Source organism: Sphingobium yanoikuyae (assembly GCF_013001025.1).
In the GTDB taxonomy this organism is placed as follows: Bacteria; Pseudomonadota; Alphaproteobacteria; order Sphingomonadales; family Sphingomonadaceae; genus Sphingobium; species Sphingobium yanoikuyae_A.
In genome coordinates this window covers 2,297,936-2,314,865 of sequence record NZ_CP053021.1, presented here as the reverse complement: position 1 = coordinate 2,314,865, position 16,930 = coordinate 2,297,936, and the positions used below count along the sequence as shown (strand labels likewise).

Annotated in this window: 13 protein-coding genes and 1 tRNA gene; 8 read left to right on the top strand and 6 right to left on the bottom strand. The window is 63.2% G+C overall.

All coding sequences use genetic code 11. From position 1 onward, the window contains the following. Nucleotides 1-113 precede the first annotated feature (113 nt). The gene (locus HH800_RS11390; RefSeq protein WP_169861137.1) at nt 114-440 is read right to left on the bottom strand and encodes a hypothetical protein; all 327 of its coding nucleotides are present in this window, start codon (nt 438-440) and stop codon (nt 114-116) included. Nucleotides 441-906: 466 nt separating this feature from the next. On the opposite strand from HH800_RS11390, the gene HH800_RS11385 reads away from it, so the two are divergent. The 4 genes from HH800_RS11385 (at nt 907) to HH800_RS11370 (ending at nt 8,775) form a co-directional block, all read left to right on the top strand. Next, entirely contained in the window at nt 907-1,209 is a 303-nt protein-coding gene (locus tag HH800_RS11385) for a hypothetical protein (protein WP_025291971.1), read from the top strand. Further along, entirely contained in the window at nt 1,206-3,254 is a 2,049-nt protein-coding gene (locus HH800_RS11380) for a type IV secretion system DNA-binding domain-containing protein (RefSeq protein WP_066044456.1), read from the top strand. The genes HH800_RS11385 and HH800_RS11380 overlap by 4 nt, the downstream gene beginning before the upstream one ends. Continuing rightward, the gene (mobF, locus tag HH800_RS11375; RefSeq protein ID WP_066044454.1) at nt 3,251-6,223 is read left to right on the top strand and encodes a MobF family relaxase; all 2,973 of its coding nucleotides are present in this window, start codon (nt 3,251-3,253) and stop codon (nt 6,221-6,223) included. The genes HH800_RS11380 and mobF overlap by 4 nt, the downstream gene beginning before the upstream one ends. Before the next feature lie 983 nt (nt 6,224-7,206). Beyond that, entirely contained in the window at nt 7,207-8,775 is a 1,569-nt protein-coding gene (locus HH800_RS11370) for a recombinase family protein (RefSeq protein WP_082734419.1), read from the top strand. On the opposite strand, the gene HH800_RS11365 is transcribed toward HH800_RS11370, so the two are convergent. The 3 genes from HH800_RS11365 to moaA form a co-directional block, all read right to left on the bottom strand. Beyond that, nucleotides 8,761-8,835, bottom strand: a tRNA-Asn gene (locus HH800_RS11365). The genes HH800_RS11370 and HH800_RS11365 overlap by 15 nt on opposite strands. 76 nt (nt 8,836-8,911) lie before the next feature. Then, entirely contained in the window at nt 8,912-9,688 is a 777-nt protein-coding gene (locus tag HH800_RS11360) for an NAD kinase (RefSeq protein WP_004207502.1), read from the bottom strand. Further along, nucleotides 9,685-10,698: a GTP 3',8-cyclase MoaA gene (moaA, locus tag HH800_RS11355; protein WP_169861136.1), complete on the bottom strand. Its 1,014-nt coding sequence runs from the start codon at nt 10,696-10,698 to the stop codon at nt 9,685-9,687. Before moaA ends, HH800_RS11360 begins: the two co-directional genes overlap by 4 nt. 121 nt (nt 10,699-10,819) lie before the next feature. Here moaA and HH800_RS11350 point away from each other — a divergent pair, with 121 nt between their 5' ends. After that, nucleotides 10,820-12,832, top strand: a complete 2,013-nt coding sequence (locus HH800_RS11350) for a putative bifunctional diguanylate cyclase/phosphodiesterase (protein WP_169861135.1) — start codon at nt 10,820-10,822, stop codon at nt 12,830-12,832. Here the strand turns inward: HH800_RS11350 and HH800_RS11345 are convergent. After that, the gene (locus tag HH800_RS11345) at nt 12,821-13,558 is read right to left on the bottom strand and encodes a TorF family putative porin (RefSeq protein ID WP_169861134.1); all 738 of its coding nucleotides are present in this window, start codon (nt 13,556-13,558) and stop codon (nt 12,821-12,823) included. The two genes, HH800_RS11350 and HH800_RS11345, sit on opposite strands and share 12 nt — an antisense overlap. Then, complete coding sequence (locus HH800_RS11340; RefSeq protein WP_048936909.1) at nt 13,545-13,952, bottom strand: hypothetical protein; 408 nt, start codon at nt 13,950-13,952, stop codon at nt 13,545-13,547. Before HH800_RS11340 ends, HH800_RS11345 begins: the two co-directional genes overlap by 14 nt. Nucleotides 13,953-14,450: 498 nt before the next feature. Here HH800_RS11340 and HH800_RS11335 point away from each other — a divergent pair, with 498 nt between their 5' ends. The 3 genes from HH800_RS11335 to HH800_RS11325 all read left to right on the top strand — a co-directional run bounded on the left by HH800_RS11335 (nt 14,451) and on the right by HH800_RS11325 (nt 16,579). Further along, nucleotides 14,451-15,587: a tetratricopeptide repeat protein gene (locus HH800_RS11335; RefSeq protein WP_169861133.1), complete on the top strand. Its 1,137-nt coding sequence runs from the start codon at nt 14,451-14,453 to the stop codon at nt 15,585-15,587. Between the two features lie 116 nt (nt 15,588-15,703). Further along, complete coding sequence (locus HH800_RS11330; protein WP_169861132.1) at nt 15,704-16,033, top strand: DUF2322 family protein; 330 nt, start codon at nt 15,704-15,706, stop codon at nt 16,031-16,033. 246 nt (nt 16,034-16,279) lie between these two features. Continuing rightward, on the top strand, nt 16,280-16,579 hold the full coding sequence (locus HH800_RS11325) for a hypothetical protein (RefSeq protein ID WP_169861131.1): 300 nt from the start codon (nt 16,280-16,282) through the stop codon (nt 16,577-16,579). Nucleotides 16,580-16,930: the final 351 nt, after the last annotated feature.

Sequence of the window (16,930 nt, the reverse complement as noted above, 5' to 3'; positions counted from 1 at the left end):
CCGCTCCCGGCCCCTTGTCGTGCCTTTGGCACGAGCGGGGGAAACCCGAACGGTTTTCCCCGCGCCGCTCCTTTTGCCGGGCGTACCGCCCGCCAACGTCGCTCCCCTTTCCGCTAAGGATGCACAACCTTTGAGGCGTCATCACCACCAGCCGGGGGAACGACCGCGCGCTTACGGGTCGCCCCCGGAGACGGTTCCGCCTGGACGCCTTGTGCCGTCAGCCCCTTGAGCGCGGAAATCGCAGCGCTACCGCCAACCCGGATCGCTTGGCCGATCACATCGCGAAACTCTCGCTCGCTCAACCGTTCGACCGGCAATTCCGTCACCAGCTTCCCATATTGCGCGCGCAATCCACGCCGCACCGTCTCGGCTTCCCGCGCGAGATTCTGCTGATCGGCCTCGATCTTCGCGAGCCGCTCGCGTTCCGTCATCTTGGGCATTCTTAGACTCCTTGCTCAAGGAGGTCTGCCCGCCACCACCGATTATCCATCAAGGACCATCGCCATGCAATGCCTTCCCCGCATCGGGACCATGATTGCGCCACCACAGACACCCGGCTGGGGAAGCCCCCGCCAACAGGAATCGACGGGCGCAGCGGGCAAGCGCGCTGCGGAGGAGGGACGCACGCCGAAGGCGAGTGTAATGCACCCCACGCACGGGTGCTGCGGGCGCGAATCGCCCGAATTTCCGCCACTTTTAGTCGGCACAGAGCGGCTGTCGATCTGGCACTGATCGGCTGCCGGTGGCAGCCACGTCCTATCGCTTCTTACCCTAAGGGATTGATCTGCCTTGGCACTTAGTGGCTGCCAGCGGCAGTTTCGATAAATTGTTGAGATCGCGGTGTAATTCGGCTATAACGGCTGCGCTTCACCACATTGCTGGCGTGTCGGACAAGGAGTCCGCCGCTTGGCACGCATCACAATCCGCATAGACGATGACCTCTATGCGCGCCTTTCTGTCCAGGCGCGCAACGCAGGTCTCGGCGCCGCGACCTATTGCCGAGACATCCTCGAACGCTTCGAAGGCAGTGATCCTTCGGGCTATCATGCCCGCTTCGACGAACTCCACGCGACCGTCATCCAGGCGTTCGCGATCCTCGCTACGTCGGTCGGAGAGCGCTCGCCGGACATCCTCCAGAAGGGACTGGGTGAAGCGCGCCGGCTCCTCCGCGAAAGGGGGCTGCTCGATCCCGAGCAGGACCGGCCGTGAGCATCTTCCGCCATGACACGCTCGGCTCCTGGACGCGTGGCGGCCAGGCCATCGTCCACAATGTCCGCATGACCACCCAGGTCTTCTACCAGACCTTCCTCGCGGGGCTGGTGATCTGGATCGGCGGCATCATCTGGTACGCACTCGAAAAGTCGTCCGAATACGAACGCTTCGTGATGCTCAAGATCACCCAGGCCTATTTCATGGGTGATACGCTGCCCGGTAACGCGACACCGATCCTGTTCAAGACACCGGCCGGCAAACAATATTGGACCACTCCCAAGAGCCTCGTCAGTTCGGGCGTCGCCCATAAGACGCTAGCGGCGTTCGAGACCTATTTCCTCCATGGGGCGATGCTCTCCGGCCTCTTCGCCCTCGCCATGCTGGGGTGGGCCTGGTTCTACTTCACCCGTACCGGGAAGGGGCTCGGCTCCAACCAGTTCCTCCGCGGAGCCAGGTTCGGCACCGTGCGGCAGGTCCGCCGGGCGCTGTGGCGTCATGCCAAGGGCAGTTTCGACATCGGCGGCGTCAATGTGCCCGACGCTTTCGAACCGGAGCATATCCTGCTCTGCGGGGCCCCCGGTACCGGGAAGACGAACATCATCGTCAAGATGCTGGACGGCATCCGGAAGCAGAAACGCCGCGCCATCGTCTATGACACAGCCGGTACCTTCGTCGAGAAATTCTACCGGCCGGGGATCGACATCCTGCTCAACCCCCTCGATGCCCGGGCGGACTGCTGGTCCCCCTGGGTCGATGTCCCACGCGACTATCATTACGATCAGATCGCCGAGTCCACGATCCCCGACAAAACGGGCGATCCCTTCTGGGCCAAGGCCGCGCGCGGCACGCTGGTGGCCGTGATGAGGAAGCTCGCGCGGCAGGAGCGCACCCTCGTTTCGATCCTGCTCGATACGCTGCTCCGCTCCAAACTGAAGGACCTCGCAGCCTTCGCTGCCGGTACCGATGCAGCGGCATTCATTTCCACCGAGGGCGAGCGCACCAGCGCCGGCATCCAGGCCGAGCTCGCCTCGGTGATGCGCAGCTTTTCGTATCTCGATGACACCGCCGACGGCTTCTCGATCCGTGACTGGGTCGCCAACGAGAAGGATGACAGCTGGCTCTTCATCACCGTCAAGGCGGATCAACTTCCCTCGCTGCGTCCCCTGATCACGGTGTGGCTCGATATCGCCATCAGCGCGATCATGAGCATGACGCCCGATCGCAACCGGCGCCTCTACTGCGTCATCGACGAGCTGCCGACGCTCCAGCGTCTGCCTTCGCTCGGCGACTTCCTCGCCCGCGCTAGGAAGTATGGCGGCTGCGGCATACTGGGGTTCCAGAGCTATCCGCAGCTCGAGGCGACCTACGGCATCCAGGATGCCGCGGCGATCACTGGCTATTGCTCCACCTGGGTGGCGCTCAGGGCCAATGATACCCCGACCGCGAAGCATGTCAGCGAGAACCTCGGTCAGGTCGAACAGGTCGAGGCCAATGAGGGCATGTCCTACGGCGTCAACGACATGCGCGACGGCGTGAACCTCTCTCGCATGCAGGTGACGCGGCCGCTAGTCATGCACACCGAGGTCACCAACCTGCCTAATCTCATGGGCTATTTGCGGTTTGGTCGCAGCCTTCCGGTGGTCCGGTTCGAGGACAGCTACAACAAGGTTGCCTCCGTCGCCGAGGCGTTCGAGGAGCGCGGCACCGCCCCTATTCGAATGGCTGTACCGGAGCCATCCGTGCCTCCGGCACCGGCGGCTCCGACACCACCAGCCAAACCGAAAGCGCCCCCCGCGAAAAGGCGGCGTGCTGCCTCAACTGAGGTCGGAGAAGAGCTGCCTCTCGTGCCGCCTAAAGAGGGCCCGGATCCGTCGACCCCGCCCACCAATGATGAGCCGGCGCCTCCTCCGGCTGACACAATTGAGGAAAGGAGGGTGATCGGCCCGACACCTCCGCTCGAGCTCTTCGGTAAGCCAGCCGGTTTCCGCCTCAGCCAGCACGGCCGTCATGACGGCGCCCGCAACACAGCGAGGCCGGCATGATCAATCCGATCCGCCTTAAGGGCAAACCCGCCAACATCGCCCGCTATTACACGGTTGGCGATTACTACACCAAAGGCTCCGAAGAGCATTCCGAATGGGGTGGCAAGATCGCCGCCGAGCTCGGCTTGGAAGGCAATGTCGACCCCTCCGTCTTCAAGGAACTGCTCGCGGGCAAGGTCGGTGATCAGCAACTGGGTCGTCGCCGGAAGGATGGGCAGATCCAGCATCATCCGGGATGGGACTTCGCCGTCAATGCTCCCAAATCGGTCTCGATCATGGCGCTGGTGGCGGGCGATGAGCGGGTCATCGAGGCGCATGAGCAAGCCGTCACGGTGGCGCTCTCGTATCTCGAAGAGCATGCGCTCATGCGCCACCGTGTCGACGGGGAAGTAACCGAGAAGACGACCGGGCGGCTTATCTGGGCGCGCTTCACCGAGCATGCCTCCAGGGAACTCGACCCCCATCTCCACACCCATGTCGTCGTCATGAACATTACCGACGAACAGGATGGCGCGAAGAAGGTCAGCCTCGAAACGCGCGCGATGTTCGCCGAGCAGATGACGGCTGGGCAGGTCTATCGGAACGAACTGGCACATCTCCTCCGCGAGCGCGGCTACGATGTCGAGTTTGACCCACGTCAGGGCCTCTTCGAGATCAGGGGCGTCCCCAAGGGCCTGATCACTGACATGTCGCAACGGGCCGAACAGATTGAGGCACATGCCAAGGAGCATGGCCTCCACGGGCAGGCGGAGCGGCAGAAGGCGTTCTATGCAACGCGTGGACCGAAGCAGAAAGTCTCGCTGGAGGAGCTTCACGAACGGTGGGACGGGCGGCTCGGTCAACATGCCGAAGCGGTGAAGGACACGCGTGCCGACGCCGAGAAAATCGGTGAGCGGCCAATCGAGGTCGACGCTTCGACCGCAGCGCGGGCAATGCTGTTCGGTATCCGCCAATCGGAAGGCAAAGAGGCAGTCAACAACCTCGGGCGGCTGTTGCAGACGGCTCTGGCCTCGCATGTCGGCGAGGTTCGCCTCTCCGATGTGCGGCCCGTTGTCGAGGAGCATCAGGAACGGGCCAAGCTCTTCGAAACTCGCCATCGCACCGGTGACGAGATCCATACCCGTGGTCGCACGACACGCAAGACGGCGCGCCTTGAAATCGCGCTGTCCGATCAATTGGCGCTCGCGCTCAACGACGCCCGGCCGTTGGCGTCAGTTGAGGCTTTGCGCGATGCCGGGATCGCTCGCGATCTGAAATCTGAGCAAAGAACTGCGCTCCTCCATATCGGCACCTCCGATCATAGGGTGGTCGCGGTGCATGGCGTTGCCGGCGCGGGTAAGTCGACGATTATTGGCGCCTTGCGTGAAGCTGTGGGCGAGGGGGCGACGCTGATCGCCCTCGCTCCCACCTCGTCCGCTGCCGCTGAACTGGGGCAAAAGGCCAGTATCGAATCGCGTACCGTGGCGAGCCTGCTTGCCACGGGCGGAGCCAAACTCGATGATAGCCATGTCCTGGTGGTTGACGAGGCCGGCCAACTTGGCAACCGTCAGGCGATCCGACTGCTCGAAATCAGCCGTGCCACTGGAGCCCGCCTGATCCTGCTAGGCGATACCCGCCAGACGGGTGCGATTGAGCAGGGCAAGCCCTTCTGGTTGATGATGCGGCTGGGCATGCCCAAGGCGGAACTCAAGGATCCGATTCGGCAGGAAGCCGACGGCATCACTAAGGCCGTCCGGCTTGCCCGTCTTCAGAATTATGATGGTTCGCTCGGCGCCTTGGACAACGTCATGACGGGCGAGGGCGGGGAGAAGCTGGCTGTCATGCTCGTGGCTGATTGGGTGCGGCTGACGCCCGACCAGCGCGACAAGACCAACATCCTCGTTCTCGACAATGCCAGCCGTCTCATCGTCAACACGAAGATCCGCGAGTCCCTCAAGACGGAGGGCGCGATCGCGGCCGAGGACGCCCGACTGTCGATACTGTCGCCGTCGGGCATGACAGACCAGGAGAAGCATTTCGCGCGCTTCTATACCCGCGGCCAGGTCGTGACGTTTTCGCGCGACAATGTCGGATTGGGGATCGCACGCGAAGCCGAGTACAGGGTGGTCGGGGTAGGGCGAGATGCTCGCGGCCGTCAGACGGTCAATCTGGTCGACGAGCATGGTCGGACGATCGAATGGGATCCCCGCCTCGGTCGGGCATCCCAGATCAATGTGTTCCAGGAGGAGAAGCGGGACCTTGCCGCTGGCGATCGCATCCAGTGGCGCCTGGTCAACAAGGTTCTGGAACTCAAGAATGCCGAGCGGGGCACCGTGGAGCGTCTTGACGGTGCCGTTGCTAAGATACGCTGGGACCGGGACGGGCGAAGCCAGGAAGTCGATCTCTCCCGGTACAAAAATTGGGATCACGGCTACGGCGAGACCGTCTACTCAGCCCAGTCCAAGACCTATGATCGGGTCTATGTCCTGGCACCGGTCAACTCCCCGCTGGTCACGGGCCAGAACTATTACACCGCGATCACCCGCGCGCGATTCGGAGCAAGTCTCTGGACGGAGAATCGGGAACGACTCGTCGAGAAGCTGAAGCTGCGGTCCGGCGAGAAAACGTCCTCGCTACAGGGGCTGGGACGAGTCGAGCGCGATAGCATCAAGGGCAGACAAGACCGTCACGGTGAGCGCTGGGACCGTTTGCGCGAGGAGCAGCACTCGGAGCGAGAAGCAAGGAAAGAAGGCCTAGCGGCTCAGCGTGATCCTGCCGCTCCGTCTCCTCCCAACGGGTTGGCCGAACGCATTGCACATCGCGCGCAGTCGACCGCCAGCTTTCTGGATCGATGGATCATCTCACTGCTCGATCGAAGTTCCCAGCGTGGGGATGCGACAGGTGAGCGTTCGGGAACGCCAACCCCGCAATCCGCAGCTGAATCGCAGCATACTTCCGCCCCTGATCATGGAGTTGGCCATGATCGTTAATCGGACGGTGCTTGTCCTTATGGCGTTCCCACTGCCGTTCGTGGCCACGGTAGCCTCCGCCCAAGCTGCTTCCTCCCAAGTGCCCGCGTATGAGGCGCAGCTGGGCCAATGTATTCGGGATGCAGCGGCCGGTCGAATGTGGCTCGAGCGAACCCTATGGGGATTGCGAGATCAGGAGGCGGGGTGGATCGGCGCAGAGGTGCGGAACACGAACGGCAGCCATGACCTGGGGCCTCTTCAGATCAATAGCTCCTGGGTTCCCAAGCTTGCGGCTCTCATAGGCAGACCTTCTAGCGATATCCGCTTCTGGTTGGTCAATGACCCATGTTTTAACGTCCAGGCCGCTCGCTGGATCTTCCTTTCCGGGCTCAGCGTCACAGGCGATTATTGGAAGGCTGTCGGGGTATATCACAGTCCAACGGCATGGCGCCAACGACGGTATGTCCTTTCCGTTTCGCGCCACCTCGAACGCCGCTTCGGCGCTCGTGTGTTCTCGGCCGCTTCCACGGCGGCACAGCGATGAGAAGGCTGAGGCTCGACACCACGGCCTATGGAGAGGTGAAACCTGCCGTAGACGACGCCCGGGAACACACACTGCCTGCTCACGCGGAACAGCGATCCGGACAGGACGATCGTTGGACGATCAGACGAAGCGCCTTGTCCCGGCAGCTCGTTTTGGACGCTCAGGAAATTTTCACGCGCAGATTGCAGAGGCCTGTCTCCGAGAACGAAGCAAGGAACATGCTCGGCAACCTTGCGGATTATGTCTGGATGCTGGTCCAATGGGAGGTATCCGCCGCTGACCCAACGGCGCAAGAGGAAGAAAAGAAACAGCCTGCGAGACCCCGTGGTCGACCAAAAAAATCCGATCCTATAAAACGGAAGCCGTCACGCCGAGGGCCCCCTACATAACCTGCCGCCTGCGGCAAGTTGGAGGGGAGAGAGGAGTGGGAGGTGCTCTTAGTAGGATTCAGGAATTTGACATGGCTCGTCCCCGTAAACCCAAAGTGCAATCGCCTGCCCGGGGTCGCCCCGTCGGAGGTGAAAAAGCTGTCCTCTATGCTCGCGTCTCCACGGCGGAGCAGGAGAAGGAAGGCTTCTCGATCGACGCCCAGGTTGCTCTGGTCCGGGAGTATGCCGAGCGCATGGGGTTCGTCATCGCCGGCCAGTATGTCGATGTGGAGACAGCCAAAAAGACCGGCCGAACGCAATTCGAGGCGATGCTCAAATACCTTCGGAGCCATCCCGGGGTGCGCAACCTGCTGGTGGAAAAGACGGATCGGCTCTATCGGAACATCAAGGATTGGGTGACCCTCGACGGGTTCGACATCGAATTGCATCTCGTCAAAGAAGGAACGGTCCTCTCCCGCGACTCGCGGTCATCCGAAAAGTTCATGCATGGGATCAAAGTCCTCATGGCCAAGAACTATGTCGATAACCTGTCGGAGGAGGCTCGTAAGGGCATGCTAGAGAAGGCGAAGCAGGGCATCTGGCCTTCGCAGGCTCCACTCGGCTACCTCAATGTCGTCGGTCCACATGGGAAGAAAATCATCGTCCCCGACCCCGAGCTTGGCCCCATCGTACAGCGCGTTTTCGAATGGTTTGAAACCGGTGATTATGCTCTGAAGGAGGTCACCCAGAAAGCCAGAGACGCGGGGCTCAGATATCGTCGGAGCCAGCGGCCGGTCGGGAACAGCACAATCCACTACATGCTCCGAAACCGGCTTTATGCCGGCGCCTTCGAGTGGTCCGGCCGCTTGTACCAAGGCACTCACGATCCCTTGGTGACTCGTGAGACCTGGGAGAATGTGCAGGAGGTTCTCGACGGGCGTAGCGCGAGCAATGTCCGAGCCGAGGCTTTGCGTTTCGCATTCACCGGCCTCATCACCTGTGGGCACTGCGGATGCGCCGTCGTTGCGCAGATGCAACGTGGACGGTACATCTATTACCATTGCTCGGGCTTCAGGCAGAAGTGTCCTGAAAAATATGTTCGTGAAGAGGCCCTGGCATTAGCCTTCTCGGAGCAACTTGCTCGGTTGCGCTTGGATGACGAGATTTTCTCACTGATCGAACGCGCGATTCGCGAATCGCATTCCGACAAGAGTCGGGAGCGGGTTGAGACAATCGCCCGTTTGCGTCTCGAAGCGGACCGATTGCAGGAACGTCTCGACAAGCTCTACATCGATCATCTTGATGGCCGGATCACGGCTGACATGCACGACCGAATGTCTGCAACGTGGCGTGAGGAACGGGCAGGGTGCCAGCGCCGGATCGACGTGCTGCATAATGCCGAAGATGCATATGTCGAAGACGGGATCGCGTTGCTCAACCTCGGTCGGAAGGCGCACGCAACCTTCAGTTTACAGTCCCCAAGCAGCAAAAATTCGGCATTAAATCTGTTGGTTTTGAACAGTACATGGGCGAACGGCCAACTGCACGTCACCTTCCGTGAACCGTTTGATATGCTTGAAGAAATTGGATCAGGAAATCCGCCCACCGAGCCCCCGACCGGGTCGGGTGGCTCGGGCGTTTCAAGTTGGCTCCCCGAGTAGGATTCGAACCTACGGCCATTCGATTAACAGTCGAATGCTCTACCGCTGAGCTATCGGGGAGCAGCCCCGCTTGCGCCGGGCAGGCCGCGCATATGCAGCGGCTTGTCCCAAATGGCAAGCGTGAAATTGCAGAAAATTACGCGATGAATTGTTCGGCCGCGATCCGGTCGTCCAGCGTATGTTCGGGGTCGAACAACAAAGTCAGCGGAGTGGCGCGGTCGATCTTGACCTCCACCTGGGCGACGTCGCGAACTTCGCGCTGGTCGGCGACGGCGCTGACCGGGCGCTTGACCGGATCGAGCACGGTGAAGCGAATCGCGGTATTCTCGGGCAGGATCGCGCCGCGCCAGCGGCGCGGCCGGAACGGGCTGATCGGGGTCAGGGCGACCAGGGCGGACCCCAGTGGCAGGATCGGGCCATGGGCGGACAGATTATAGGCGGTGGACCCGGCGGGGGTGGCCACCAGCACGCCGTCGCATACCAGCTCCGGCAGGACAGGGCGATCATTGACCTGCACTTCGAGCTTGGCGGTCTGGCGGGTTTCGCGGAGCAGCGAGACTTCGTTGATCGCCGGGATGGAGAAACGCTCGCCATCGACGGTGTCGACCACCATGCGCAGCGGATTGACCTTGAAGCTCTTGGCCTTCTCCAGCCGCTGTTCCAGCCGTTCCAGCCGCCATTCGTTCATCAGGAAGCCGACCGTGCCGAGATTCATGCCGAAGACCGGCAATATACGGCGGGATTCCAGCATGGCGTGCAGCGTCTGCAGCATGAAGCCGTCGCCGCCCAGCGCGATTACCGTGTCCGCCTGTTCCAGCGGCACGAAATCATAGGCGGCGCGCAACCGCTCTTCCGCTGCCCGTGCAGCCTGGGTCGGGGACGCGACGAGGGCGCGCCGGGGTTCACTGTTCATCCGCCGGTGACACTCATATGTCGCTGGACCGCCGCGGTCGGAGCGCCGGCGCCGATCCGGAAATCATGGGCGGCGGGCTTGCGCCGCAGTGCGCGATCGACCAGCGGCTCGACCGCGGCGAGGCCGCCGCTGCGCAGGGCGGCCTTGAAATCGACATGGTCGTCATGGCCCAGGCACATGTAGATCTTGCCCTCGCAGGTCATGCGCATGCGATTGCAGTCGGCGCAGAAATTGCGGGTGAGCGGGGTGATGAGGCCAAGCCGAACACCCAGCCCCTCGACATCATGATAGCGCGCCGGGCCACCCGTGCGCGCCGCGATCGGGGTGAGGACATGATGGGCGTCAATCTCCTGCGCGACATGCGACAGCGGCAGATAATGGTCGGTGCGATCCTCGCCCGTTTCGCCCAGCGGCATGGTCTCGATCAGGGTCAGGTCGAAGCTCTGGCTGTCGCACCAGCGGAGCATCGGCAGGATCTCGTCGGCATTGATATCCTTGAGCGCGACCATGTTGATCTTGACCGCGAGCCCAGCCGCGCGCGCGGCATCCAGTCCGCGCCGCACGGCTGACAGGTCGCCGCCACGGGTGATATGGGCGAAGCGATCGGCCTGCAGGCTGTCGAGGCTGACATTGATACGGCGGACGCCGGCGTCGTGCAGCGCCTCTGCATGATCGGCCAGGCGCGTGCCGTTGGTGGTCAGCGTCAGTTCCTGAAGGCCGGCATCCAGATGACGACCGATTCGACGGATCAGGTCGATGATGTCGCGGCGCACCAGCGGTTCGCCGCCAGTCAGACGGATACGGCGCACGCCGCGCGCAATGAAGAGATCGGCGAGAAGCGCGATTTCCTCCAGCGTCAGAACCTGATTTTTCGGCAGGAACTGCATCCGTTCCGCCATGCAGTAGCGGCAGCGCAGGTCGCATCGATCCGTAACGGAAATCCGCAGATAATCGATCCGGCGGCCAAGGCCGTCGGTCATGGAAGTTGCGGCAGGATCGACCATGGCCATGCCCCTAGCTAGGCCATGGGCATGGCGGGCGCAAGCTGGCCGGTTGCGGGACGATGAAGAGGTCGGTAACCGGTTGCTGTTACAAGAGCGACATGTGCCTTGTCAGGGAGTCGAGAAAAGAGTGAGCGGGCAGGCCGCCCCGGACGGGCAGCGCAGCATCTTCATCCTGTCGCCCGGCGACCGCGACCCCCTGTGCCGCGCCGCGCAGGAGGCGGGCTGGCGCGCGATCGGCGCGCGGCGTGCCACGGATGCGCCGCAACGTTTCCTGCGCAGCGATGCCCAGATCGCGCTGGTCGATATGCGCGGTGGGACGGCGGCCAAACTGATTGCGCCACTGGTGCCGGCGGTTGACGCTGGCGGCTGCGCGCTGGTCGTGCTGGTCGATGCGGCGGCGGTCGCGACGCTGCCGCAATTGTTCGATGCCGGCGCGACCCATTTTCTGGTGGCACCGGTGACGCAACCCTTGTTGCAGGCGACGCTGGCATCGGCGCAGCGGCTGGTCGAGCGGCTCGGCGGTGGCGCGATGCAGAGCCAGCGTGCGCAGCGCATCCGCCGCGGCGACGCGCTCTACTGGGAGATGGACCGCGACGGCGCAGGACTGCGGCTGAGCGAGAGCCTAGCCCGCAATCTGGGGATAGAGGCGTGGCAGCCGGCGCCATCGACCCTGATCCACCGACTGGCGCGCAATGAACGCAAGGCGGTGTTGAACGCGCTGGAGGGAATGATGCAGTCGGGCCGTCCGGCGGCATTCGCCCATGCCGTGCCGGATCGGCCGGGCAATCGGCTGGTGCATCATCTGCGCTTCGTCGATGGCACGGTGGCCGCGGATGTGGAGTGGCTGTCCGACGCGCAGGACCAGGATGTGGCGAGCCGCGACAATCTGACCGGGCTGCGTTCGCGCCAGGCGGCGCTGGACTGGCTGGATCGCCGATCGGGGCTGCCGACGACGGTGGTGCTGCTGTCGATCAGCCAGTTCGATCGCATGAATGCGGCCTATGGCCAGGTGGTGGGCGATGCGCTGCTCGGGCGGATCGCTCGGCGGATCGAGCAGATTGTCGACAGCGTGGCGGGCCATGCGATGGTCGCGCGGATCGCCGGCACGGAATTTCTGGTCGGCCTGACTGGCGAGCCGGCGGCGGCGGAGCGGGCAACCTATCTGGCGCGGCAGTTGATCGAGGCGATCAGCCGGCCGTTCAGTGCGGGCGACCATCTGATCCGTTTGATTGCGCGATGCGGTATCGCGCAGGCGCGGGCGGAGGATGATGCGACCCAGTTGCTGCGGCGGGCGGGGGCTGCACTGGCCGATGCGCGGCAGGGCGGGGGCGAGGACATTCGCATCTTTTCCGCCGAGAAGCGCAGCCGGCAGCTCGACGCCGACCAGCTGGAAACCGACCTGCGGCTGGCGCTGCACCGGGGCGAGATCGGCATCGTGTTCCAGCCGCAATATCCGGTCTATGACCATCGCATCAGCGGGGTCGAGGCGTTGGCGCGGTGGAACCACCCGATTTATGGCCCGCTGGGGGCCGGCATATTGTTCGGCACGGCGGAACGGTCCGACTATATGCTGCCGCTGTCGGCGCATATTCAGGCCGAGGCATTGCGGCAGGCGGCGGCCTGGCCGAGCGCGCTGTCCAATCTGCGCCTGTCGATCAACGTCACGGCGGCGGATATTTCGCAGCCGGGGTTCATGGCTGATTTCCTGGGCCAGGTGGATCGCAGTGGCTTTCCCCGGTCGCGGCTGACGGTGGAGATTACCGAAAGCGGGCTGATCCATGATGTCGACGCGGCGGCGGCGCTGCTGACGGCGCTGCGGTCCGAAGGGCTGGCGGTGGCGATCGACGATTTCGGCACCGGCTATTCGAGCCTGGCTTACCTCAAGGGCCTGCCGCTCGATTATCTGAAGATCGACTCCAGCCTAGCCCAGGATATCGCCGGGTCGGCGCGCGACCGGATCATCGTGCGCGGGGTGATCCATATGGCGAAGTCGCTGGGCCTCAACGTCATCGCCGAAGGGGTGGAGACGGAGCAGCAGCTCGACCTGCTGGCACGGGAAGGCTGTGATTATTATCAGGGCTTCCTGCGCTCGGCCGGCGTCTCCACGCCCGAACTCATATCCCTGGTGCTACAGGGTTAGGCCGACCTTCCCGATGAGGGCCGCGCCGGCGTGGCGCGCGTCGCGGCTGTCGATGTCCGTGTCGCTGTAGCGCAGTTCCGCCGACCAGCGGCCGCGATACCAGGCGATGGCCGCGCCATAATCCCAATAATCCCCGCCCGGCCGCAACCGTTGCGAGGCGATCGGATCGCGATCCGACCCGGAACTATGGCCGACCCGCGCCGAGGCGGTGAGCGGCGTGCCCGGAATGGCGAAGGAAGCGGCGGAGGATAGATAGAGATTGTCGCCGCCGATCGCCGACTGGCGCGGGGCATATTGAGCGCCGATGTCGATGCTGGCAGGGCCGATCAGGAAGCCGGCGCCGGCGCCCAATTCGCCATAGCCCTGATGATCGGCGCCGGGGAAGAGGTGGTAGCGCGCGTCGAGCGACAGGCGCCAGCCGCCCAGTTGATGGACATAGGAAGGGCCAAGATCGATCACGGCGTCGGCGCCGCCATGGCGATCACTGCCCCAGAGGCTGGTCGCGGCGCCATCGAGCGACAGGCCCTGCGCGATCGGCACGGACAGGCTGCCACGCAGCACCGGATCGCCGTCGCTCCAGCTGAGGCCGCGGCGGCGCTCGTCGCTGGCGACCTCGACCGTGGCGCTCGGGCCGCTGGCATATTGGGCGGCGGCCGGTACGGCATGGAGGGCGAGGCCAAGCCCGCCCAGCCATGCCAGGCCGATGGTCCGATCAGTTCGACGCAAGATTGCGCACCGAGTCCAGTTCGGCCAGCAGCGGCGCGCGATCGGCCTCTGCCACGGCGATCAGATGTGCTTCGATCTTGTCCTGATACTGGGCCATGTTGCGTTCGCCCGACTGACGGCCGGTCGTGCAGGCGCCAGCCTCGCTACCCGAAAAGCGCTTGTCGCTCGACACGGTACGCGCCAGCGCCGGGCCATGGTCCAGCTTGCGGTCGACGACGATCGTCGCGGTCCACTGGCAGCGCTGGCCGTCCATGCGGTTGGGCGTCTTTGCGCCGATGGTCTTTGTGCGGATGTCGGCACGGGCGGTGTAGGTGGCGCCGACTTGGTTGCCATGATGCTCGACCGAGACATTGTGGGTCGCGGCGGCGGCAAGCGCCATAAGGATCAAACTCATTTCATTCTCCTGCTGTGACGCCGCGCTTTGTTGCCCGGTCGTCACGAAGGCATGTAGGTTTCTACTGTTGCTGCTTCTTTTCTGGTTGATGATGAATGGCGACATGAAGGTCGGATGGGGAGGCAGCCGACGCGACAGTTGAAAGTACATAGTGTCGATGTCGTGCGCATTTGGGCGTTTTTGCCCGAGAAGGCGACAGTCACGCGCCGACGAAGCGACAGTGGCGCGCCTGTAACGCAGCTGCGACGCGACAGTGAAGCGACAATGAGGCGACAGCAAAGCGACGATCATGGGCGATGATCTGGCGTGTTGCGGTGGTGGCGGGACCGGGTCGGTAATGCGGGCAAGGCGATGGGCGTGTGCTGTTTCATCCGACAGGATAGAGCAGGGAAAATCCAAATAGGAAAGCCGCGGCGCTCCATCGGGAGCTGGCATGGGGATTGGCAGGCCCGTGATGATCCGACACAATGATGCGGGGATAACGGGAGGAAAATCATCATGCTTGCCCTTCTGCTGCTGTTGCAGGCCGGATCGCCCGAGATCATCGTCACCGGCCAGAAGCTGGTCGAGGAGCAGGCGAAATGTGTGCATGGTGATTGCACGCCACTGCGCGATGCGCAGGCGACGATCGCGCTGGCCGAGCAGCGCTTTCGCGATGGCGACTATCTGAAGGCCAAGTATCTGCTGGCGGCGGCGATCCGCCGCAACAAGGACAAAGGGAGCGAAGCGCCCCGGCCGGTCGCGGCCATCTATGAAGCGATGGCGACGGTGGCGCTGCATGAGGGCGACCAGAATGCCTATCGCCGGGCCGTGGCGGGGCAGGTGAAGACGCTGCGCGACAATCTGCCGGCGGACGATGTGGCCGTGCTGGCGGCCTCCACCGCATTGGGCGACATGTGGATCAAGCTGGGCAATTATCGACAGGCGGCAGCGACCTATCGCGGGATCGAGGATCAGGCGCTGGCGCAGGGGCGAGCCCATCCGGCGATCATGGCGGGGATGAAGCGGGCCTGGCTGGCGGCGGCCCAGGGTGAGCGGCGCGAGGCGGCAAGGATGCTGGACGAACTGGAGCAGCGGCCGATCGCGCAGCAGCCGGGATATCGTACCGCCCTGCGCGTGCTGCGGCTGCGTCTCGCGGCGCGCGACGGGGATGACGCGGCGATCACTCGCCTGGCCGAGGCGATCGGCGCGGAGCAGGGTGCGGTGCCGATCCTGATCTGGCAGCCGCCCTATCCGGCCAGCGCGGACGCCGTCGATATCGGGCGGGCGCAGGATCTCAATGGCATAGCGGTGCGGCCGGGCGGCAGCACGGATATCGCAGCGATCCAGTGGATCGATGTCGGTTTCTGGATCCGGCCCGACGGACGGACCGAGGATGCGGAAATATTGCGCGGTTCGCGCACGTCCGGCTGGGCGCCTGCGATCCTGCGCCAGATCACGGGGCGGCGTTATGCCGCACGCGGGGAGGCGGGGGAGGCGGATGTGCCGGGCAGCTACCGGATCGAACGGGTAACACCCAGATATCAATATACCAACAAGGTGGGATCGCTCATCCGGCGCCGGATGCCGGCGCCCGGTTTCGAAGTGCTGGACCTGACCGCATCGGAAGCCGCGATGCCGCCTGCGGGCGGGTGAGGCGGGCGCTCAGGGGGCTGCGTGTCGGACCGAGCAAAAGCGCAAGGCTCTTCCGCCGCAAGGGATCAGGCCCTACGGGCACAGACTCATTCCAAATTCGAGGCGGGAAACCAGCGATGATTCAACCGGGTGTGACGTTCAAAGACAATCTCCAGCTGCTGCCGCCGATTGACGGCATTGCCCGCATCGACCTGAAAGACGCGAGCGGCAAGGTGGTCGCCAGCATCGAGAACCAGCCGGGCAAGCAGGGCTCGCTGGCGGTCTATCATTATCTGCAGAAGGTGTTTGGCACGCTCGACGCGGCCGCTGCCGAACATGGGCTGGCGGTGTTTGCCGAACATACGGCCGATGCCCGCAACCGGCCGGGTGCGCACCCCAATGTCGACCGGCTGATCGCGATCGTGGACGGTGGCGACGCGCTGGCGATCGGGGTGGTCGCGGGCTGAACAAGGCGGGTAAATCATTTCCTTGATGCGCCATTTCTTTTGCCGCTGTCGGGGCATGACGCAGTGCCTGCCAAGTCGGGCGGGCGAAATCGGATGAGGACAGACTGATCCGAAAGCCCCTCACCCTCCCACGCCTGCGGCGCGGGCCCCTCCCTCTCCCGTGAACGGGAGAGGGGAATTGGCAATGGCGGGGATGGGTGGTGAGCGGACTGTCAAGTTTACGACGGAGAATGCCTAAAGCGGACCTTGCCCGCGATCCCGACCTACGACATGATCTCATGCGTGAATAACGAAGGTTATAGAAGCCCGGCCACGGGCGCAGGACGAATAGGGTGTGCCGTTGCATCCATATTCGGCATTGTTTTTGGCCTGCCGTTCTTCTTCATTGCCACCTATACGAGTGGTGGCTGCGAAGGCGCTCCGCAGCCCTGCAAAAGTGATAACACTTGGTTCTGGATCGCGCTGCTTATCATCGCGCTCTCATGCACAGGCGTGGGGTGGTTGACGCGTAACGCTATTCTCCGCTTCCAGCAACGAAAACGGTGAAATTGGGTGGATTGGAGACGTTCTGCTTTTGGTCTAGGCCTATCACGAGGCGGACCGAGGTACGGGAACAAGGAAATGCTTTTGAATAAAATATCCATGCCTCTCCTGGTGATATGGGGTTTTATTTCCGTTGCATTATTTTTGCTTGGCATTAGCTTTTCTGGTGGAATTCTAAACGTTTTTATAGGCCCGCCGGCCAATGCCGACCTCGTATCTATAACATTTTGGTTGATAGCGTGGGTACTTATACTTGCTCCATTTCCATTGCTAACGCTCCGGCTCACCCAAATTTTGATGCGTTAAATTCTGAGCGATTTGCTTTGCCTTTGGATGATTTTCCGCTCTTGGGGA